19 protein-coding genes and 1 pseudogene are annotated in these 20,572 nt (G+C 70.9%); 12 read left to right on the top strand and 8 right to left on the bottom strand.

What is annotated here, in order from left to right:
- Positions 1 to 14: 14 nt before the first annotated feature.
- Positions 15 to 575 carry a hypothetical protein gene (locus ACFW47_RS09215; RefSeq protein WP_386305333.1) on the bottom strand — a complete coding sequence of 187 codons (561 nt, stop codon included), beginning with the start codon at positions 573 to 575 and terminating at the stop codon, positions 15 to 17.
- A gap of 621 nt (positions 576 to 1,196) precedes the next feature.
- Positions 1,197 to 2,054, bottom strand: a complete 858-nt coding sequence (locus ACFW47_RS09210; RefSeq protein ID WP_366472958.1) for an adenylate/guanylate cyclase domain-containing protein — start codon at positions 2,052 to 2,054, stop codon at positions 1,197 to 1,199.
- A 585-nt stretch (positions 2,055 to 2,639) separates the two neighbouring features.
- Here ACFW47_RS09210 and ACFW47_RS09205 point away from each other — a divergent pair.
- Positions 2,640 to 3,056, top strand: a complete 417-nt coding sequence (locus ACFW47_RS09205; protein ID WP_386305331.1) for a DUF6234 family protein — start codon at positions 2,640 to 2,642, stop codon at positions 3,054 to 3,056.
- Positions 3,057 to 3,226: 170 nt separating this feature from the next.
- On the opposite strand, the pseudogene ACFW47_RS09200 reads toward ACFW47_RS09205, so the two are convergent.
- Positions 3,227 to 3,442: pseudogene (locus ACFW47_RS09200) on the bottom strand (protein kinase family protein); the annotation flags it as partial.
- A gap of 170 nt (positions 3,443 to 3,612) precedes the next feature.
- Complete coding sequence (locus ACFW47_RS09195) at positions 3,613 to 4,905, bottom strand: hypothetical protein (protein ID WP_386305329.1); 1,293 nt, start codon at positions 4,903 to 4,905, stop codon at positions 3,613 to 3,615.
- A 263-nt stretch (positions 4,906 to 5,168) separates the two neighbouring features.
- On the opposite strand from ACFW47_RS09195, the gene ACFW47_RS09190 reads away from it, so the two are divergent.
- On the top strand, positions 5,169 to 6,653 hold the full coding sequence (locus ACFW47_RS09190; RefSeq protein ID WP_386287757.1) for a peptidoglycan D,D-transpeptidase FtsI family protein: 1,485 nt from the start codon (positions 5,169 to 5,171) through the stop codon (positions 6,651 to 6,653).
- Positions 6,654 to 6,672: 19 nt separating this feature from the next.
- Here the strand turns inward: ACFW47_RS09190 and ACFW47_RS09185 are convergent, their stop codons facing one another.
- The gene (locus ACFW47_RS09185) at positions 6,673 to 7,032 is read right to left on the bottom strand and encodes a winged helix-turn-helix transcriptional regulator (protein ID WP_386287803.1); all 360 of its coding nucleotides are present in this window, start codon (positions 7,030 to 7,032) and stop codon (positions 6,673 to 6,675) included.
- Positions 7,033 to 7,136: 104 nt separating this feature from the next.
- Between ACFW47_RS09185 and ACFW47_RS09180 the strand changes: the two genes are divergently transcribed.
- From ACFW47_RS09180 to ACFW47_RS09145, 8 genes are all read left to right on the top strand, one after another.
- Positions 7,137 to 8,024 (top strand): DUF2797 domain-containing protein, encoded by an 888-nt coding sequence (locus tag ACFW47_RS09180; RefSeq protein WP_386305327.1) that lies wholly within the window; start codon positions 7,137 to 7,139, stop codon positions 8,022 to 8,024.
- Positions 8,025 to 8,064: 40 nt separating this feature from the next.
- Positions 8,065 to 8,955, top strand: coding sequence for an amidohydrolase family protein (locus tag ACFW47_RS09175; RefSeq protein ID WP_386287753.1), 891 nt, complete (start codon positions 8,065 to 8,067; stop codon positions 8,953 to 8,955).
- A 114-nt stretch (positions 8,956 to 9,069) separates the two neighbouring features.
- The gene (locus ACFW47_RS09170; protein ID WP_386287751.1) at positions 9,070 to 9,810 is read left to right on the top strand and encodes a response regulator transcription factor; all 741 of its coding nucleotides are present in this window, start codon (positions 9,070 to 9,072) and stop codon (positions 9,808 to 9,810) included.
- Positions 9,807 to 11,360: an ATP-binding protein gene (locus ACFW47_RS09165; protein WP_386305325.1), complete on the top strand. Its 1,554-nt coding sequence runs from the start codon at positions 9,807 to 9,809 to the stop codon at positions 11,358 to 11,360. The genes ACFW47_RS09170 and ACFW47_RS09165 overlap by 4 nt, the downstream gene beginning before the upstream one ends.
- Before the next feature lie 14 nt (positions 11,361 to 11,374).
- Complete coding sequence (locus tag ACFW47_RS09160) at positions 11,375 to 12,646, top strand: glycosyltransferase (RefSeq protein ID WP_386287747.1); 1,272 nt, start codon at positions 11,375 to 11,377, stop codon at positions 12,644 to 12,646.
- Positions 12,643 to 14,664, top strand: coding sequence for a glycosyltransferase family 39 protein (locus tag ACFW47_RS09155; protein ID WP_386305323.1), 2,022 nt, complete (start codon positions 12,643 to 12,645; stop codon positions 14,662 to 14,664). The genes ACFW47_RS09160 and ACFW47_RS09155 overlap by 4 nt, the downstream gene beginning before the upstream one ends.
- Positions 14,665 to 14,722: 58 nt before the next feature.
- The gene (locus tag ACFW47_RS09150; RefSeq protein ID WP_386287743.1) at positions 14,723 to 16,249 is read left to right on the top strand and encodes an MFS transporter; all 1,527 of its coding nucleotides are present in this window, start codon (positions 14,723 to 14,725) and stop codon (positions 16,247 to 16,249) included.
- A 149-nt stretch (positions 16,250 to 16,398) separates the two neighbouring features.
- On the top strand, positions 16,399 to 17,157 hold the full coding sequence (locus tag ACFW47_RS09145; protein WP_386287741.1) for a TetR/AcrR family transcriptional regulator: 759 nt from the start codon (positions 16,399 to 16,401) through the stop codon (positions 17,155 to 17,157).
- 12 nt (positions 17,158 to 17,169) lie between these two features.
- On the opposite strand, the gene ACFW47_RS09140 is transcribed toward ACFW47_RS09145, so the two are convergent.
- Positions 17,170 to 17,640, bottom strand: a complete 471-nt coding sequence (locus ACFW47_RS09140; protein WP_386287739.1) for a PPOX class F420-dependent oxidoreductase — start codon at positions 17,638 to 17,640, stop codon at positions 17,170 to 17,172.
- A gap of 19 nt (positions 17,641 to 17,659) precedes the next feature.
- Positions 17,660 to 18,061 (bottom strand): STAS domain-containing protein, encoded by a 402-nt coding sequence (locus ACFW47_RS09135; RefSeq protein ID WP_386287738.1) that lies wholly within the window; start codon positions 18,059 to 18,061, stop codon positions 17,660 to 17,662.
- 259 nt (positions 18,062 to 18,320) lie between these two features.
- Between ACFW47_RS09135 and ACFW47_RS09130 the strand changes: the two genes are divergently transcribed.
- Positions 18,321 to 19,025 carry an ANTAR domain-containing protein gene (locus tag ACFW47_RS09130; RefSeq protein WP_386287736.1) on the top strand — a complete coding sequence of 235 codons (705 nt, stop codon included), beginning with the start codon at positions 18,321 to 18,323 and terminating at the stop codon, positions 19,023 to 19,025.
- Between the two features lie 18 nt (positions 19,026 to 19,043).
- Entirely contained in the window at positions 19,044 to 19,745 is a 702-nt protein-coding gene (locus ACFW47_RS09125) for a GAF and ANTAR domain-containing protein (protein ID WP_386287734.1), read from the top strand.
- On the opposite strand, the gene ACFW47_RS09120 is transcribed toward ACFW47_RS09125, so the two are convergent.
- Positions 19,728 to 20,549, bottom strand: coding sequence for a YceI family protein (locus tag ACFW47_RS09120; protein WP_386287732.1), 822 nt, complete (start codon positions 20,547 to 20,549; stop codon positions 19,728 to 19,730). The two genes, ACFW47_RS09125 and ACFW47_RS09120, sit on opposite strands and share 18 nt — an antisense overlap.
- Positions 20,550 to 20,572: the final 23 nt, after the last annotated feature.

Genomic DNA, 20,572 nt, shown 5'->3' with positions numbered 1-20,572 from the left:
TACTTTGGCTGTTACTACTCGAACCAAGCCAGCGAAACGACCCAGCCAAAAAATAGCGCAGTGGTAATGGAGGACCACTTCAGTGCATAAGTGAACTGCTCGTGTTTTGCCTTCGCGATGGACGCAAGTGTCTTTGCCTGTGTCCAAGCCTCGCGACGAGCTGTTGCAGCGGAAAGTCTGACAAGGTCTTCCGTTGTTGATTTTTCGACCCAAGGCCAGGAAAAGCGTGTGTCCTCATCCCCGGATTGTGTTCGTGGTAGCAGCACGCCCTTCATGTGGTAGGCCGCTTTAATCAAGGCGAGCATCGTGGCCACCAGAATCGCGCCCTTTATAGCGTCGCCCGGAAAATCCGACCAGTGAGCTATATGGGCCCTATCGAACTTTGCTGCAATGGCTGCTACGAGAACTGCCAGAGCTGCCCCGAGAAGTCCGGTCTTAGCGTCGGCTGCACGAATCCACTCACCTGTCTGTTCAAGAACAAACCTGACGTCCTCGCCAGGGTCTTGACCGTCGACACTGACACCCTCACTTGATGAGTTGCGCTCTGGCGATCCGTTCCTGCGCCTAAGCGGCATTTCTTCCGTATCCCTCTGTCGGCCATACGCCACTCATCCGCCACTCGGTGTATGCGGCGAACCAATGTGCCGTCCACGCGACTACCGTGGCCGTGGTGTGGACCTCAGGATCCCAGTCGTCCTGTCCTGCTACGCAGAGGGCCCCCGAGTCGTAGAGGTGCGGTGAGGTGCGCCAGCGCCGCCCCTCTTGTCGCCCCAGTTTGAATTTGTTCACCAGGCGAATTGACGGCATTGCCCCGTTACTGCGGGGAGATACCGAGATTAGGAACTTCCCTCTGCCGGTATCAATCTGTCCGCCGTACCAATAGTCATCCTCCTCATCGAACAGTATAAAACTCGGAAACGCGTTACTCATGGCCTCGATGTCCCGCCGTCGCGCGTCTGCGTCTGTGTTCCACCAAGCGTCCCTGTACTGCTTCTTCTCCGGAGCTGGGTCGGGACCTCCGTGGAATCTGTGCGGTGCCATCGGTGTCGCCGTGGACACCACCTCGGGGGAGGCCGGATGCGCGGGGGTGTCGCAAATTACCCTTCCGTTAACGGTGACGTATCGAGGGACGTCGATGCCGACGTGCCGCAGGAGCGAGTGAAGGGACATCTTGCTTACTTCCTCTCTTGCCTGTGTTAAAGGATGATTGAACTCACAGGCCCGCCGGACAAGTCCTCGCGCAGCCCGTCCAAATGATGGAGATAGGTCGTCCATTTAACCTGGTGGTAGTGGTAATGGCGCGTCATGTACGATTGTTGATAAGTCTTTGGCGAATTCTCGTGACGCTCGTAGTGTGATTCAGGGAGCAACTCTGCGAGTCCCTCGCCGATCACAACCTCCCAGGAATGCGCGAACTTTTCACACTTAGCGGCAAAGTTCGCGGAAAATCCCACTACGTTGACTTCGCTTGCCTCTGGACTCCCAATTCGAACAAAGTCGAGACGCCCATAATCGGCGCCTGCCCGGATCTGAACCGGACGCATTCTTGACTGCTCCAAGAGCTGGTTCAGAGCGTTCTTAACGGCATCCAACGCGAAAGCGCAAGCCGCCATGGCGCACGCGGCCGAGATCTTTGGATCCCGCACGTTCCGGTCGCCAAAGCAGGCAAATACCCCATCACCCCGGAGGCCCAAAATGTATCCTCCGCAGCTCTGCACTACCTCGGCTACCTGTGACATGACTGCCGTGTTTAGGCGGAGTACTTTTTCTGGCTTTTCCCAGAAAGTTCTAGATGTGAAAGCGACGAGGTCGATGAAGACAGCAACCCCATAACAGTGGTCGCTCTCTCCCAAGCCTAGGTGGGCAAAATGGGGGTGGCCGGTTGCCGGCATCGATGCGGCATGGGCCAGGGCTTGTGATCGCGCCGACTTCTCAAGCAGTCCAGAGGCTGATGAAAGCTGCTGGTATCGACTGAGCACGTCGTGAGCAAACTGGTTCCGGTTGATCTTGTTTGGCATCTCTCCCCCGATGTAAGCGCGCGGTCGCGTCAGCATCGCCACTAACACGCATTCTACGGGGGCCCACTGACAACCCAGGAGGTTTCGGTGTCCGAGCGGATGTAGCTCACATTGGGCACTAAGTGCCAGATCTAGAGGCATCGCGTGTCACCATTTAGGTTCTATGTACATGTAATGCGCAACGTGAGGAACGGGAGTGCCCCGGCGAGAGTGATCGCCGGGTCGTCAGTGACAGAGCCGCAAGTCCCTGGGTGGCGCTTGACATCAGCCGTTGACATCAACACGGGCGCACAACTGCACATGGCGGCAGACACGACAGGTCTGGGACCAGGGAGGCAACATGCTCGGGTGCGGCGGAGCGGGGCCGCGAATGAGCGGGGCACCCGCCTACGGATCAGAAGGTTGCAGGTTCGAATCCTGCCGAGTGCACAGCAGACCAGAGGCCCTGTGGAGTGATCCACAGGGCCTCTGGCTTTTGCTTGACGGCAGTGTATGACGGCAACCGCCTCACGGGGCGGGCGGGGAATCGGTTGAGCTCGGGTGAATCATGAGATCCACCCGATGCGGAGCTGAGTAGCCGTACTCATGCGCCAGCCGCGCAGAGGTGAGCATGGTGGCGAGATGAACCTGCCCGCTGCCCCGCCGGCCTTCGATGCCGCCACCGGCGCCGGACCGCGGCGCCGTGCGGACCGCGGTGCCGATATCGGGGCCGGGTGCGGTCTCGTGCTCCTGGAGCTGATCATCCTCGTGGTGATCTTCGGACTCTGGTTCTTGTCCGGGTTCAACCTCGACCCAGCGAAGAGCGTCACGACCGACCCGTTGTGGAACTACCTGGCTGCTGCTGGTGGAGTCGGGCTCCTCGCCGTTGCGGCGGCCGCGACAGCGGCGTGGGCCGGAGCCGTCGTCACGGTTGTCTCCCAAGCCGTCATGGCCGCCCTGATCTGCATCGTTGTCTTCGGTGGCGTTGAGGTTCAGGCCCACCAAGATCAGCGATGCCGTGACGTGCCGTCAGCGGTGGGCTGCAAGGGGCACGGCTAGCCGGCTGAGAGGGCTCCATTCGCGCCGTCGTCATCATTCGGTCCGTTGCCGTCACCCCTCAGCGCGTCGCCGACGCGGTCGAAGGCGGAGCGCTGGGAGTCGAGCCGGAGGGGTGGTCCGGTCTCTTATCGTGGTCCGCTTGGCCGGCGCCTGTCGTCGGGGACTCGTGATCAGCTCAGGGCCTTGCCCACCTCGTAGACGGCGGGGCGATCCCCGGGAGCATGGCTGAGCATCGCGTCGATCAGCTCACCGAGTTGACCGGGTACCTTCACGGACCGGCGATTCCCCCTCACCACCGCCTCCCGCTGAACAGGACGTGGAGCATCGTCCGGATACTCGACCGCTCGCCAGCCGGTAGCGGAGATGAGGAGAGAGGCGCCCAGGGCTGGGGTCGGCATCGAGGGTCTACGTCACGCGTGGCCGCTCGGGTGGCGCCTTCGTTGGGGACCGTCGGCATGCCGGACGCCCCCCTTCTCGCGCGGCCGGAAAGGTCCGCCCGGACCGAGCGCACGTGTGGTGGATCGGGCCGGGCGGTAGTGGTCGGTGGTGTCCTGCGTCAGGCGTCGTCCGCGGCCCTGCGGCGGCGTGCGGCGACGACCGTGCCGGCGCCGAGTGCCACGGCGACGGCGCTCGCGATGCCGAGCGGCGCCAGCGCGGGGGACGTGCCGGTCTGGGCGAGGGTGCCGGTGCCGGTGGCCGACGTGCGCACCGTCTGCGTCGTCTGCTTCGGGGTGCCGCCCTGGGGGGAGGTGCCCGTGCCCGCGGTGGCCGGTCGCTTGTCGTCGTCCTTGCCGGGTTTGCCGGGGTCGGCCTCGTCCACCGTGCCGGGGTCGCTGTCCGCGGGCAGGAGTTCGAAGTCGTAACGCTTCATCGGGCCCAGGACGCAGGGCTTGTACGCGCTGGAGGCGTCGGCGGCGAACAGGGCGAACGCGTCGGCGGCTCCGGCGCCGGAGGCGACCGTCATCCGCAGCTCCACGTCGCTGTGCTCACCGGGTTCCATGGTGTCGATGGGGGCGATGTGCTCGGGCTCGTTGCCATTGAGGGCCTTCCAGCCTGAGCCGTCGGACCACTTCACCTCCAGCGAGCTCTTGGCACCGCTGCCCTCGCCCTCCACGTGCACGAAGGCCAGGGGGTCCACGTCCAGCGTGTGCTCGGACCCGTTGGTCACGCGCAGGGTGAAGTCGACGGTGGCGCCGGCGACGACCTTGGACGGCAACCCCACCGCGAGCGCGGTCAGTCCGTCCTCGCGGACGCACTCCTCCGCGGTGCCGAGCGCCTCCTCGGCGGCTTCCTTCGCCTCGAGAGCCTTCTCGAGGGCGGTCTGGAGCTTCCCGTACTCGCGCACCGCCGCCACCCGGGCGTCGTCCAGCGCGGTCTGGGCCGCCTCGGCGGTGGCGTCGGCCTCCTGCTTGGCCTCGACGGCCTCGGCCAGGTCGGTCTCGGCGGCCTCCAGGGCCTGCTGCGCCTCGGCCTTCTCGGCGTCGGTCCCGGCGGCCTCGACCGCGGCCCGCGCGTCCGTGACGGCCTTCTCGGCGGTGGCCACGGCGTCGGCCGCGTCCTTGGCCGCCTTCTTCGCGGTGATCGTGGCCGCCTTGAGCGGGTGGGTGTCGGACTCCAGCGCCGCCAGGGTGGCCTCGAGCGTCTTCCTCCCCTCCTGCTCGGCGGCGAGGGCGACCTCGTACTCCTCGGCCGCGTCCGCGGCGGCCTTCTCCAACTCCGCGTAAGTGGGCTGCTTCTGCGTCTGCGCCGTGGGCGTCCCGTCGGCGAAGGCCGGGGCGGCGGTGAGCAGTACGACGGGTGTGGCCACCGCGACCGCGGCGGCCACGGACAGGGAACGACGGAGTCTCACAAATGGGCCCTTCGTGGGGAGAGACGGTGGGGGCCGGCCGCCGGAAGTGTGGGTCGGCCTGAATGTGTGATGAGTTTATGATCAATGGGGCCTTCCGTGCCGGGCAATACCGCGGCACAGGTCTGTCGCAGACGCGTCGCAAGGTCGCACCGCCCGGTGAAGGCGGCCCGTGACTGTGTCTAGGGTGTGCCCATGTTGCGACGACGCGTCTCCATATCCGACAGGCCGACCGCCACCCGGCCGAGCCTCGACGGAGGCATCCGGTGAACAAGCCGCTGAGGGCCGTGGCGATCTTCTGCGGGCTGCTGGTGCTCGGCCTGCTGATCCGTGCGAACTGGCTGCAGTACGTCCGGGCGCCGGAGCTCGCCTCCGACACCAAGAACCGGCGGGTGCAGATCGAGCAGTTCTCCACCCCGCGCGGTGACATCATCGTCGGCGGGCGGGCCGTCACGGGCTCCACCGAGACCGAGGGCGACCTCAAGTACAAGCGCACCTACGCCAACGGGCCGATGTACGCGCCGGTGACGGGGTACGCCTCGCAGGCCCAGGGCATGACGCTGCTGGAGAAGACCTACGACGGCATCCTGACCGGCAAGGACGACCGGCTGGCGTTCCAGCGGTTCGCCGACATCGTCAGCGGGGAGGGCCGCCGGGCCGGCTCGGTGGTCACCACCATCGACCCGAAGGCGCAGAAGGCCGCCTGGGACGGGCTGACCGAGCTGAAGGGCGCCCGGGGGGCCGTGGTCGCGCTCGATCCGAGTACGGGCAAGGTGCTGGCGCTGGTGTCGGCGCCCTCCTACGACCCGTCGGCGTTCTCGGGCGGCACCTTCAAGGAGTCGGACCGCTTCGTCGCGCTCACCAAGGAGAAGCGCAAGCCGCTCGCCAACCGCGCGCTGCGCGAGACCTACCCGCCGGGCTCCACCTTCAAGATCCTCACCGCGGCCGCCGCGCTGGAGCACGGAGCGGTCACCGACATCGACGCGCGCACGGACGCCGAGTCGCCGTACCAGCTGCCGCAGTCCAGCACCAAGATCGGCAGTGAGGCCGGCGACGCCGTCTGCGACAAGGCCTCGATGAAGGTCGCGATGCAGTACTCGTGCAACAACGTCTTCCTCGACGCCGCTGCCGAGCTGGGGCCGGAGAAGATGCGCGAGACGGCCGAGAAGTTCGGCTTCAACGAGGACGTCTACTCCGACGACTTCGGCGACCTGCTCGCCACCAAGAGCCTCTACCCCGAGGACCTCGACCTGCCGGGCACCGCGCTCACCGGCATGGGACAGGGAAGCCTCACCAGCACGCCGATGCAGATGGCCATGGTCACCGCCGCGCTGGCCAACGACGGCAAGCTGATGCAGCCCTACATCGTCGACGAGGTCAAGGGCCCGGACCTCGACACGCTGGAGAAGACCGAACCCGCGGTGATGAGCGAGGCGGTCTCCGCCGAGACCGCGCAGAAGGTCCAGCAGATGATGGAGTTCACCGCCAAGGAGGGCAGCGCCAAGCGCGCCCTGATCGACGGCATCACGGTCGGCGGCAAGACGGGTACCGCGCAGCGCGGTGTCGACGTGAACGATGAGGTGCCCTACGGCTGGTTCGTCTCCTACGGCAAGAAGGACGACGGGTCCTCCGTCGCCGTCGCCGTCTTCATCGACCCGACCGACATGGACATCTCCCGCGCGGACATCTCCGGTGGACGCCTCGGTGCGCCCATCGCCCGGGACGTCATGAAGGCGGTCCTGCAGCAGTGACGGGGAGCGCGGTGGCGGGTCAGGCCCGGTCGGCGTCGTACGCCTCGCGGGCCTGCTCCACCGCCGCCATCCGCCGCTCCGCCCAGCGGGCGAGGCCCCGGACCTGTTCGGCGGCCTCCCGGCCGAGGTCGGTGAGGGAGTAGTCCACGCGGGGCGGGATCACCGGCTTGGCCTCCCGGTGGACCAGGCCGTCGCGCTCCAGGGTCCGCAGGGTCTGTGCCAGCATCTTCTCGCTGACCCGGCCGATCTCCCGGCGCAGTTCGCTGAAGCGGTAGGGGCGGTCCAGGAGGGCGATCAGCGCGAGGGTGCCCCAGCGGCTGGTGACGTGCTCCATGACCAGGCGTTCCGGACACGTCGGTTCGCTTCCCATCATGCCCATACCGTACGGCGAGGCGGGCACTCACTCCTGGTGAGTGCCCGCCTCGTCGCTGTCCGCGGTGATGCCTGCGGCGTTGTCAGTGGTGCCCTCTACGCTCGGCGGGGATGGCACAGACGTGGAAGTGCTCGGGGCTGCGGTGGGCGGCGGACGGTCCCGTGCTGACGTGGGTCGGGGGCCGGCGCAGTGCGCTGGTCCGGGGCGGGAGGGTGGCTTTCGGGGTCGCCGAGGGGGACGTGCGGACCTGTGTGGGGGCACGGGGGCACGCCTGCCCGGTGCGGGCCGGCGTGCCGGGGCGGAGCACGGGGGCGCGGTGCGAGGAGTGCTCGCGGCTGGACCGGGCGCACTCCGTGGCCGCCGACACCGTCGCGGACGATCCGCGGCCGTACCGCGTCTACCTGGCGTGGTTCGGGCCGGGCCTGGTCAAGGTCGGGATCACCGCGTACGAGCGGGGGGCCGCCCGGCTGCTGGAGCAGGGCGCCGTCTGCTTCAGCTGGCTGGGGCACGGGCCGCTGATGGCCGCCCGGCGGACGGAGGAGCTGCTGCGGGCCGCGCTGGGGGTGCCCGACCGCATCCCCTACGCACACAAGCGCGCGGTGCGGTCCGGTCTGCCCGGGTCGGCGGAGGAGCGGGCGGCCGAGATCGCGGAGCTGCACGCGCGGGCGGTGGCCCTGGGCGGCTGGCCGGAGTCGCTGACCCCGGCGCCGTTTTGGGGCGTGGACCACGCGGCCGCCTTCGGCGTCGCGGAGGGCGGGGCCGAGGGGCCGGGCGCCGTGGGGGAGGTGACCGAACTGGTGGCGGGCGGTGCGATCGGGGGCGGGCTGGTGGCCGTCGCCGGCCCAGATCTGCATCTGGCGACGGAGCGGGGGGTGATCGTGCTCGACTCGCGGCTGATGACCGGGTGGGGGCTGGTGCCGGCCCGGGGTGAGCCGTGTGCCGTGCCCGTGCGGGAGTTCAGGGGCGCGGCGGACGGGGTGCAGGACGGTCTGTTCTGACCCCTTGTTCCGGGGGCGGGCCGGGCGCGATCGTGGGCCCATGAGTGATCACGAGGCCGGACAGGTCCGCCGGTTCTGGGAGGGGCTCGGGCTGCCCGGGCTGGTCGACGTGCACACGCACTTCATGCCCGAGCGCGTGCTGCGCAAGGTGTGGGGCTACTTCGACTCCCTCGGGCCGCTGACCGGCGGCGTCCAGTGGCCGATCACCTACCGGAGGGAAGAGGGCGAACGGACGGCGTTGCTGCGGGAGTTCGGCGTGCGGTCCTTCACCGCCATGCTGTACCCGCACAAGGCGGGCATGGCCCGGTGGCTGAACGGCTGGGCGGTGGACTTCGCCCGCCGGACCCCCGACTGCCTGCACACCTCCACCCTCTTCCCGGAGCCCGGCGTCGAGGCGTACGTCCGCGAGGCGGTCGAGGCGGGGGCGCGGGTCTTCAAGGCGCACGTCCAGGTCGGTGCCTACGACCCGGCCGACGAGCTGCTCGACGGCGCGTGGGGGCTGCTCGCCGAGGCCGGGGTGCCGGTCGTCATCCACTGCGGTTCGGGACCGGCACCCGGCAAGCACACCGGGCCCGAGCCGATCGCCCGCGTACTGGCCCGCCACCCCCGGCTGCGGCTGATCGTCGCGCACATGGGGATGCCCGAGTACGAGGACTTCCTGGACCTCGCCGAGCGGTACGGCGAGGTGCGGCTGGACACGACCATGGCGTTCACCGACTTCAGCGAGCGGCTCGCCCCCTTCCCCCGGCGGGCGCTGCCCCGGCTGGCCGGCCTCGGCGACCGCGTCCTGCTCGGGACGGACTTCCCCAACATCCCCTACCCCTACCTGCACCAGCTGCGAGCGCTGGAGCGGCTGGGGCTCGGCGACGCATGGCTGCGGGGCGTGTGCCACGACAACGGGGCCCGGCTGTTCAGACTGCCCGGGCACTGACGGCGAGCGGCCGCTCCCCGGCCGGGCGGTGCCCGGGAGGCCCCCGTGGGTTTCTCAGGGAATTCACAGCTTGACGCAAGAGTGCTCTCAGAGCGCCCCGCCAAGGTGTCCGCCATGACCACGACCTCGCCCCAGGGGCGCACCGAACTGCTGAGGCCGGACGGGAGCCCCGTCCGGGTGCTTGTAGTGGACGACGAGTTGTCCATCACCGAACTGCTCTCCATGGCCCTGCGCTACGAGGGCTGGCAGATCCGCAGCGCGGGTGACGGCCACGGCGCCGTCCAGGCCGCGCGCGAGTTCCGGCCCGACGCGGTCGTACTGGACATGATGCTGCCCGACATGGACGGGCTGAGCGTGCTGGGGCGGCTGCGCCGCGACCTGCCGGACGTGCCGGTGCTCTTCCTGACCGCGAAGGACGCGGTGGAGGACCGCATCGCCGGGCTGACCGCGGGCGGGGACGACTACGTCACCAAGCCGTTCAGCCTGGAGGAGGTCGTCGCCCGGCTGCGCGGACTGATCCGGCGCACCGGTGCCGCCGACCGGCGCTCCGAGTCCGTGCTGGTCGTCGGCGACCTCACCCTCGACGAGGACAGCCACGAGGTGACGCGGGGCGGCGAGGGCATCCACCTCACCGCCACCGAGTTCGAGCTGCTGCGCTTCCTGATGCGCAACCCGCGGCGCGTGCTGAGCAAGGCGCAGATCCTGGACCGGGTGTGGTCGTACGACTTCGGCGGGCAGGCCAACGTCGTCGAGCTGTACATCTCCTACCTGCGCCGGAAGATCGACGCCGGGCGCGAGCCGATGATCCACACCCGGCGCGGCGCCGGCTACCTGATCAAGCCCGCGGTGTCGTGAGCGGACTGCGGCGACCGCGTCCGCGGACCTTGCGGACGCGGCTCGTCGTCGCGTCCGTGACGCTGATCGCCGTGGTGTGCGCGGTGATCGGTACGGTGACGACGGTGGCGCTGCGGTCGCACCTGTACGACCAGCTGGACAAGCAGCTGGACGAGGTCGCGATGCGGGTGTCCGGCTTCGGGCCGCCCGGCGACGCCGGTCCCGGTGACCTCCGGCCCGGCGCCGACGGCCCGCGGCGGATGGACCTTGACGCGTTCGTCACCCGCGGCCCGCAGCCGCTCGGCACGATCGTCGCCGAGGTCCGGGGCGGCGTGGTCGTCGACGCCAAGTACGGCGAGAAGGACGACGACAGCACCGACTTCAGCGGTATCGGCCCGGTCGCCCTCACCGAGACGGAACGCGCCGCGCTGGCCTCCGTGCCCCGCGACGGGGACAAGCACACGGCCGAGATCGGCGGCCTCGGCGACTACCGTGTGGAGTACCGGGACGGCTACTACGCCGCCGTCCCCACCTCCGAGGTCACCGGCACCGTCAACACCCTGGTCATCGTCGAGGCCGGCGTCACCGCGGCCGGTCTCTTCGCCGCCTGCCTCGCCGGCACCGTCATCGTCGGTGTCGCCACCCGCCCGCTGCGCAGGGTCGCCGCGACCGCCACCCGCGTCTCCGAACTCCCCCTGCACGCGGGCGAGGTGAACCTCGACGAACGCGTCCCGGAGTCCGAGTGCGACCCGCACACCGAGGTCGGCCGGGTCGGCGCCGCGCTCAACCGGATGCTGAACCACGTGCACGGGGCGTTGCACGCCCGCCAGGAGAGCGAGACGCGGGTACGGCAGTTCGTCGCCGACGCCAGTCACGAGCTGCGCACGCCCCTCGCCTCGATCCGCGGGTACGCCGAACTGACCCGCCGGGGAGGGGAGCGGGTCGGCCCCGACACCCGGCACGCGCTGGGCCGCATCGAGTCCGAGGCCGGGCGGATGACCGGGCTGGTCGAGGACCTGCTCCTGCTCGCCCGGCTGGACGCCGGACGGCCGCTGGAGTTCGGGCGGACCGACCTCGTACCGCTCGTCGTGGACACCGTCAGCGACGCCCGCGCGGCCGGGCTGGACCACACCTGGCGCCTCGACCTGCCCGACGAACCGGCGATCGTCTCGGCGGACGCCGCCCGGCTCCAGCAGGTGCTGGTCAACCTGCTGGCCAACGCCCGCAACCACACCCCGTCCGGCACCACCGTCACCGCGCGCGTGCGGCGCGAGGGGGCATGGCTGTGCGCGGACGTGGAGGACGACGGGCCGGGGATACCGGCAGGGCTGCTGCCGCACGTCTTCGAGAGGTTCGCGCGCGGCGACTCGGCCCGCTCCCGCGCCACCGGCTCGACGGGTCTCGGGCTCGCCATCGTGCAGGCCGTGGCGGCCGCGCACGGCGGCGCCGTGACCGTCGACAGCGTGCCCGGACGCACCGTCTTCACCCTGCGCCTGCCGGCCCCGGAGGACGCGCCGGCGCACTCACAGGCGCAGCACAGCGCCACCACACGGGTGCGACAGGGGAGTTGAGAAGTGTCGGTCCCATGCGAACCGACTCTTCTCCCGGCTCCCTGCCGGCGCGGGAACATCTCCCGGCCGCAGGAGCCGGCACGCCTGTCCTGGACGTAGTGGTCCCCGTCCACAACGAGGAGAAGGACCTGAGGCCGTGCGTCCTGCGGCTGCACGACCACCTCACGCGGACCTTCCCGTACGGCTTCCGCATCACGGTCGCGGACAACGCCTCCACCGACGCCACTTCGCACGTGGCCGCCCGGCTCGCGGCGGAACTGCCCGAGGTCACGTCCCGCCGTCTGGAGCGGAAGGGGCGGGGCCGGGCCCTGCGCACCGTCTGGTCGGCCTCGGACGCGCCCGTGCTCGCCTACATGGACGTCGACCTGTCCACCGACCTGAACGCCCTGCTGCCGCTGGTGGCGCCGCTGATCTCCGGCCACTCGGACCTGGCGATCGGCTCCCGCCTCGCCCGCAGCTCACGCGTGGTGCGCGGCGCCAAACGGGAGTTCGTCTCCCGCTCCTACAACCTCATCCTGCGCGGCTCCCTCCAGGCCCGCTTCTCCGACGCCCAGTGCGGCTTCAAGGCGATCCGCCGGGACGTCGCCCAGGTGCTGCTGCCGCTGGTGGAGGACACCGGCTGGTTCTTCGACACCGAGATGCTGGTGCTCGCCGAGCGCGCCGGGTGCCGCATCCACGAGGTGCCGGTCGACTGGGTCGACGACCCCGACTCGACCGTGCACATCGTCAAGACGGCGACCGACGACCTCAAGGGCGTGTGGCGGGTCGGCAAGGCGCTGGCCACCGGTTCGCTGCCGCTGGACCGGCTGGCCCGGCCGTTCGGCGACGACCCGCGCGACCGGGAGCTGACCGGCGTACCGCAGGGCCTGGCCCGGCAGCTCGTCGGCTTCTGCGTCGTCGGCGCCCTGTCCACCCTCGGCTACCTGCTGCTCTACAGCGGCTGCCGCCTCTTCGCCGGTGCGCAGCTCGCCAACGCGCTCGCCCTGCTGGTCTCGGCGGTCGCCAACACCGCCGCCAACCGGCGGCTGACCTTCGGTGTGCGGGGGCGGGGCGGTGCGGTGCGGCACCAGGCGCAGGGTCTGGTGGTACTCGGCATCGGTCTCGTGCTGACCAGCGGATCGCTCGCCGCCCTGAACGCGGCGACCGCGGACCCCGGCCACTCCACCGAGCTGGCGGTGCTGGTCGCCGCCAACCTCGCGGCCACCGTGCTGCGCTTCCTGCTCTTCCGCGCCTGGGTGTTCGCGGACACGGCACCGCCGGCGACGGAGCCGGAGGACGGACGATGACGAGCCACCGTGATCTGTGGCGCCGCATGTGGCGGGGCCGTCCCGAGGACCCTCGATGGGTGCGACCGGCCTTCCTCGGCCTGCTGCTCGCCACGGCGCTGCTGTACCTGTACGACCTGAGCGCCTCCGGCTACGCCAACTCCTTCTACTCGGCGGCCGTGCAGGCGGGCAGCCAGTCGTGGAAGGCGTTCTTCTTCGGCTCGCTCGACGCGGCCAACGCCATCACCGTCGACAAGCCGCCGGCCGCGCTGTGGCCGATGGCGCTGGCGGTCCGGATCTTCGGGCTCGGCTCCTGGGCGATCCTCGTCCCCGAGGTGCTGATGGGCGTCGCGACGGTCGGCGTCGTGTACGCGGCCGTACGGCGCGGTTTCAGCCCCGCGGCCGGGCTGGTCGCCGGTGCGGTGCTGGCCCTGACGCCCGTCGCCGCGCTGATGTTCCGGTTCAACAACCCGGACGCGCTGCTCGCGCTGCTGATGTCCGTGGCCTGCTACCTCGTCGTCCGCGCGCTGGAGGACGGCCGGACCAAGTGGCTGGTGTGGGCCGGCGTCGCGATCGGCCTCGCCTTCCTGACGAAGACCCTCCAGGCGTTCCTCATCCTGCCCGCGCTCGCCCTCGTCCACGGCGTCTGCGCGCCGGTGCGGCCGGGGAAGCGGCTCGGGCAGCTCGCGCTCGCCGCCCTCGCCGTCGTCGTCTCCGGCGGCTGGTGGGTGGCGGTCGTGGAGCTGTGGCCCGCGTCGTCCCGCCCGTACGTCGGCGGATCGCAGAACAACAGCTTCCTGGAGCTGACCTTCGGCTACAACGGCCTGGGCCGGCTCAACGGGGAGGAGACCGGCAGCGTCGGCGGCGGTGGCGGCCCCGGCGGAGGCGGCGGGCAGTGGGGCGAGACCGGCTGGGACCGCATGTTCAACGCCGAGGTCGGCGGCCAGATCTCCTGGCTGCTCCCGGCGGCCCTGATCCTGCTGGCCGCCGGCCTGGTCGCGCTGCGCCGCGGCGGCCGTACCGACGCCGCCCGCGCGTCCCTCCTGGTCTGGGGCGGCTCGCTGCTGATGACCACGGCCGTCTTCAGCTACATGGCGGGCATCTTCCACCAGTACTACACGGTCGCCCTCGCGCCGTACCTCGCCGCAGTGGTCGGCATGGGCGCGGCCACGCTGTGGGAGCGCAGAGAGCGGGCCTGGGCGTCCCTCGCGCTGGCCGCCGCGGTCACGGCGACCGCGGCCTGGGGGTATGTGCTCCTCGACCGCACGCCCGACTACCTGCCCTGGTTGAAGTGGCTGGTGCTCGCCGGAGGCCTGGTCGCCGCGCTCGGGCTGCTCTTCGCCGGGCGGCTGGTGCGGTGGGCGGCGCTCGCGGCGGCGGGGCTGGGGATCGTGACGTCGCTGGCCGCGCCGACGGCGTACACGCTGAGCACCGTGCGGGAGGGGCACAGCGGCTCCATCGTCACGGCCGGTCCGTCCGGCGCGAGCGTGATGGGCGGCGGGGGTCCTCCGGGTGGCCGGGGCGGCGGTGGGGGTGGCGGTGGCTTCCCCGGGGGCGCACCGGGCCAGGACGGCCGGACGGCCCTGGACGGCCAGCCGGCACCCGGCGGCCGGAACGGCCGGCCCGGCGAGTCCGGCCCCGGCGCGGGCGGAGGCGGCGGCATGGGCGTGGGCGGCCTGCTCAACGGCGCCCAGGTCGGCACCGAGGCGAAGAAGCTGCTGGAGGCCGACGCCGACGACTACACCTGGGCGGCCGCCGCGATCGGCTCCCAGAACGCCGCGAGCTACCAGCTCGCCACCGGCGAGCCCGTGATGGCGATCGGCGGCTTCAACGGCACGGACCCGTCGCCGACCCTCGACCGGTTCAAGGAGTACGTCGCGGACGGCAGGATCCACTACTTCATCAGTGGCGGAACGGGGGCCGGCATGGGCGGCGACCGGGGCGCCTCGTCGCAGATCGTGTCCTGGGTCGAGGCCAGCTTCGAGGAGGTGACGGTCGGTTCGGCCACCTTCTACGACCTGACCGGGCCGACCGCCTGACCGGTCGGTGAAACAGCTCTGCTGTACAGCGTATAGGACCCCTTATACGCTGTACAGCATGACGACGTCCTCCCCCCGACAGGAACGGGAACCCGGCCGGGCGCAGACCGCGCCCTCCGTCCAGGGCCACCCGCAGCGCTGGCTGATCCTCGGTGTCATCAGCCTCGCCCAGCTGACCGTGGTGCTGGACAACACCGTGCTGAACGTGGCCATCCCCTCGCTGACCGACGAGCTGGGCGCGGCCACCTCCGACATCCAGTGGATGATCAACGCCTACTCACTGGTGCAGTCCGGCCTGCTGCTCACCGCGGGCAGCGCCGCCGACCGCTACGGCCGCAAGAAGATGCTGACCGCGGGCCTGGCACTGTTCGGTCTGGGCTCACTGGCGGCAGGCCTCGCGGACAGCACCGGTCAGCTGATCGCGGCACGCGCCGGGATGGGTGTCGGCGGCGCGCTGCTGCTGACCACCACCCTGGCCGTGGTCATGCAGATCTTCGCGCCCGAGGAACACCCCAAGGCGATCGGCATCTGGAGCGCGGTGAGCGCGCTGGGCTTCGCCTGCGGGCCGCTGATCGGCGGTTTCGTGCTGGACCACTTCTGGTGGGGCGCGATCTTCCTGATCAACCTGCCGGTCGTGGCGCTGGGCCTGGCCGCCGTCGTGACCCTGGTCCCGGAGTCGAAGAACAGGCAGGGCGACCGGCCCGACCTGCTGGGTGCCCTGCTCTCCACGATCGGCATGGCCGCGCTGGTCTACGCGATCATCTCCGGCCCCGAGCACGGCTGGACCTCCGGCCGGGTACTGACGACGGCGGCCGTCGCGCTGAGCGTCCTCGCGCTTTTCGCTTACTGGGAGAGCCGCGTCCCGTATCCCATGCTCGACCTGGCCTTCTTCCGCAACCAGCGGTTCACGGGCGCGGTCGCCGGGCTGATGCTGATCACCTTCGGCATGGGCGGCGCGCTGTTCCTGCTCACCCAGCACCTGCAGTTCGTGCTCGGGTACGACCCGCTGGAGGCGGGTCTGGCGACCGCGCCGCTGGCGGCGACGGTGGTGGTCCTCAACTTCTCCGGCGTCGCGGCCAAGTGGCTGGTCAGGCTGGGTACGCCGGTTGCGGTCATGCTGAGCATGGTGCTGATGTCGGCGGGCCTGGTGGCCATCGCCACGCTGGCCGGCGTGGGCTATCCGGGCACGCTGCTGGGTCTGCTGCTGATCGGCGTGGGGTGCGCGCTCGGCAACCCGGCCATGGCGCACGCCATCATGAGCTCGATACCGCCGGCCAAGGCGGGCGTCGGCGCGGGGATCAACGGGACGCTCGCGGAGTTCGGCAACGGGCTGGGCGTGGCCGTGCTGGGCGCGGTGCTGAACTCGCGGTTCGCGGCGCTGGTACCGGTCGCGGCGGCCTCCTTGCCCGCGGCGCTGGCCTCGGCGGAGGGGGAGGCGGAGCGGAAGCGGGTCGTCGACGCGTTCTCCTCCGGACTGGAGAGCAGTCAGTTGGTGGGGGCGGTGGCCGTGCTGGCCGGCGGGGCGGTGGCGTCGGTGTTGTTGCGGAGGGCGGAACGGGCAGACTCGAAGACTGTGGGCGCCTGAGCGCGCGGGTGGTTTCTGACCTTGTGCGGCTGCAGGCCGTGGGTGGTTGACCGCGCCCACACGGCGGAGCCGTACATTGACGCCGTCCCGCGCCCCTTGGGGGGGGCGCCGATCCGGGCCGGTGTGTGATGAGTCGAGGAGAGGTGCGTATGGCGAAGGCGGGCCGGGGGGCACGGGCCAGTGTGTGGCTGGTGGGCGAAGGGCGGCGTGGGGGGCGGCGTGGCGGCCAGCCGTCGGGGCTGGACCGGGAGCGGATCACCGAGGCCACGGTGCGGCTGCTGGACGCCGAGGGGCTGGCCAGGTTCTCCATGCGCCGCCTGGCCGCCGAGCTGAACGTCACCGCCATGTCCGTCTACTGGTACGTCGACACCAAGGACGAGCTGCTCGAACTCGCCATGGACGCGGTCTTCGGCGAGCTGCGCCGCCCCGGCCCGGAGGCCGGAGGGGACTGGCGCGAGCAGCTGCGCGTACTGGCCCGGGAGAACCGGTCACTGCTGGTGCGCCACCCGTGGATGTCCCAGCTGACCGGCACCTATCTCAACATCGGGCCGCACTCGCTGGAGTTCTCCCGCGCGGTGCAGGTCGTGATGCGGCGCAGCGGACTGCCCGCGCACCGGCTGACCGGGGCGATCTCGGCCGTCTTCCAGTTCGTGTACGGCTACGGCACCATCGAGGGCCACCTCTTCGCCCGGGCGGCCGACACCGGAATGAGCCCGGACGAGTACTTCCAGGACTCCATGAACGCGGTGGCCGAGTCGCCGGACACCGCCCCGGACGTCATCGCGGAGTCCCGGGCCATCATGTCGGCCCGCGGCGGTGAGACGGTCGCCGAGATGCTGGACCGGGACTTCGAGTTCGCGCTGGACCTGCTGGTCGCGGGCATCGAGGCGATGGTCGAACGGGGCTGACCCGCCCCGGCGTCAGCCGTCCGAGGCCAGCCGCGCCGGGAAGCCCCCCGTGGCCACCGGGCCCCACCTCTCCGGCGTCACCCGGATGAGCGACTTGCCCTGCGCCACCATGGCCCGCCGGTACTCGTCCCAGTCGGGGTGCTCGCCGGCGATGTTGCGGTAGTACTCCACGAGCGGCTCGACCGAGTCGGGGCTGTCGACGACCTCCGCCGTGCCGTCGATCTGGACCCAGGGGCCGTTCCACTCGTCGCTGAGCACGATGACGCTGACCCGCGGATCGCGGTGCGCGTTGCGGGTCTTGGCCCGTTCGGGGTACGTGGAGACCACGATCCGGCCCGAGTCGTCGACCCCGCAGGTCAGCGGCGACCCCTGAGGACTGCCGTCGGCCCGGCGGGTCAGCAGGATCGCCCGGTGCCGGGGGCGTACGAAATCCAGCAACTCGTCCAGGGAGACACGGGTGTTCGTCGCGATGTTCGGTGCCATGCCGTCACCCTAGGGGCTGTCACCGCTGGGCCGGGCTCCCGCTCCCGGGCCCGCTCGCCGCGCCGCTCTCCTGGCGCAGCGCCTCCGCCAGGCTGTCGTACACCGGCACGTCGCGGCGCAGCCCGGACAGTTCCAGCACCCGGCTGGGCACGCCCTTCGGGGCGGCCACCACCCGCAGCCGGGCGCGGCCGGGCAGGAGGCGGCGCACCTCGTCGAGGAGGCGGACGCCCTGTGAGTCCATGAAGCGGGTCGCCGTCAGGTCCAGGACGAGGACACGCAGGCCTGCCGAGTGGTGGTCCACGGCGGTCATGATCAGGGGGAGCAGCCCCGTGGCGTTGCAGAAGTCGATGTCGGGGGGCAGCGCGAGTACGACGTGGCCGGGCGGATCACACGGCTCGCAAGGTCGGGGGAGGAAGGTCACGGCACTCACCTGCAGACGTCCGTCCGGCTTCCGGGAAGGCCGCTTCCTGACCCGTGCCCCATTCCATCACGCCGCCGGGAGGATGGGGAAGGTGCCTGCTCGCTCCGTCGACCAGGCGTCACCGGAGCGCAACCGAGCAGCTAGAGTGCTGTCCGTCCTGTGCTCGCAGTCAGGAATGTGCTGCGGAGCTCTCCTGCGCACGGCCACCGGGCCGTGCACGCCGAAGAGGTTCGTGGTGGCTGCGTCCGAATTTACCGATTTGCCGCGTTTTCCGGTGGGCTTCGAGCTGGCCGAGGCCCTGACGTCGGCGGCTCGGCAGCTGCATGGGACGGGCACCCCGGACGACACGCTGAGTGCCGCGGTCCAACTGGCCGTGCGCCTGCTGCCCGGCGCCGAGCACGCGGGCATCTCGGAGATCCAGCGCGGCCGGCTGCGCACCCTGGCCTGGACCGACGAGGCCGTACGCTTCGACGCCGAGTCCCGGCACGGGACCCGCGAGCCGCACCCGGACTGGGACCGCCTGTGGACCACCCCCGTGGTCCGGACGGACGACAGCGAGGCCGACGGCGGCGGGAACGCCCTGCGCGCCCGCGGCCTGCGCTCGGCCCTGTCGCTCCGGTTGCGCGCCGACCGGCGCCGCCTGACCGTGCTGACGGCCTACGCCCGCAAACCGCAGGCCTTCGACGAGGACGCCACCCGCGTCGGCCGCCTGTTCACCGCGCACGTCTCCCTGGCGCTGGACTCGGCGACCGTGCGGGAGCAGCTCACCGAGGCCATGCGCACCCGGGATCTGATCGGCCAGGCCACCGGCATCCTCATGGAGAGACTCGACATCGACGCGGCCGGCGCCTTCGACTCCCTGGTGAAGGCCTCCCAGCGGGAGAACGTGAAGCTGCGCGACCTCGCCCGCCGCATCGTCGACGCGAACAGCGGCGCGGGCGGCCGAGGCGTGACGGAACGATGACGGGATATCCGTACGTGCATGACCTCGGAGACCTCTGACACGCTCGACCAGGCGATAGCCCGCAGCCAGGGTCTCGACACCCTGCTGCGCGACCTGACCGACCGTGCCGTCGGCCAGGTACCCGGTGCCGTGGCCTGCTCGGTCACCGTGCGCCGCGCCGACCGGCTGCTGACGCTGGCGGGGAGTTCCGGGCTGCCCAGCGGCCTGGACCTCAGGCAGTACGAGAACGGTTCGGGGCCGTGCGTGGACGCCGCCGAGACGAACAGCCCCCGGTACTCCCCCGACCTGGCCACGGAGACCCGCTGGCCCGCGTACACCGAGTACGCGCTGGCCACCGGCGTGCGCTGTGTGCTGGCGCTGCCGATGGCCGTCGAGGGCGAGACGGGTGCCGCGCTCAACTTCTACGGCACGGAGCCCGGCTCGCTGGCCCGGGGGCGCGAAGCGGCCCGCACCTTCGCGGAGCGGGCCGCCGACGCGGTGAACGAGGCCCTGCGCCTGGAGCGGCAACGGGCCTCGGCGGCCGACGTGCGCACGGCGCTGCTCTCCCGCAGCGTCATCGACCAGGCGGTCGGCATCCTCATGGCCCGGGAGCGCATCGACGCCCACCGGGCCCTGGCGCGGCTGCGCCGTGCCTCGCAGCACCGGAACGTCAAGCTCCGGGACCTGTGCGGCGAGCTGGTGGCCCAGACGGCCGGCGGCGCCTCACACGGCCGGCAGTGACTCCCCCTGGACCGCCTGGATGTCCAGCTCGACCCTGAGGGTCGTGCCGATGGCGGCGATGCCGGCCTGGAGGACCTGGTTGTAGTTCATGGCGAAGTCCTCGCGCCGCAGCTCCGTGGTGGCGCGGAAGGCCGCCCGGGTGCCGCCCCACGGGTCGGCGCCGGTGCCCAGGTAGGCGAGGTCCAGGTCGACCGGGCGGACCACGCCGTGCAGGCCCAGCTCGCCGTGGACGGTCCAGCGGTCGGGGCCGGCCTCGGTCACGCCGGTGGAGCGGTAGGTGATCTCCGGGTACCGCTCGACGTCCAGGAAGTCGGCGGAGCGCAGGTGGGTGTCGCGCATGCCGTTGCCGGTGTCGACGGAGGCCGCCCGGATCACCGCCTCGACCCTGGACTTGGTCACGTCGTCCGGCGCGATCTCGACCGTGCCGGCGAACTCCGTGAACCGCCCGTGCACGCTGGAGATGCCCAGGTGCTGGGCGACCGCGGCGACGCTGGAGTGCGCCGGGTCGATGGTCCACGGCCCCGGCGGCGGCAGCTCGGTGCCGCCCTGGCGGGCCAGCGTCACGGTGCCGACCTCGGCCCGGCCGCTCGCGGTGACGATCGCGCTGGACGCGGCCGGCGCGTAGCCGACTGCGGTGACGATCACGGTGTACGCCCCCGGCGCCAGTGGGGTGGTGTCCCGCACGGCGCCCTCGGTGCCGGCCTCGGCGCGCAGCACCTGCGTGCCGGTCATGTCGGTCACCGTGACGACCGCGTGCGACACGGCCCATCCGTCCCGCGTTCGGATCCTCGCGGTCAGTCCCATCCCGTTTTCTCCCTGCAAAGGCT

Origin of the sequence: Streptomyces sp. NPDC058796, from assembly GCF_042745235.1 — a bacterium.
In the GTDB taxonomy this organism is placed as follows: Bacteria; Actinomycetota; Actinomycetes; order Streptomycetales; family Streptomycetaceae; genus Streptomyces.
The sequence above is the reverse complement of the archived record's forward strand: the minus strand, read 5'-3'. Positions and strand labels throughout refer to the sequence as shown.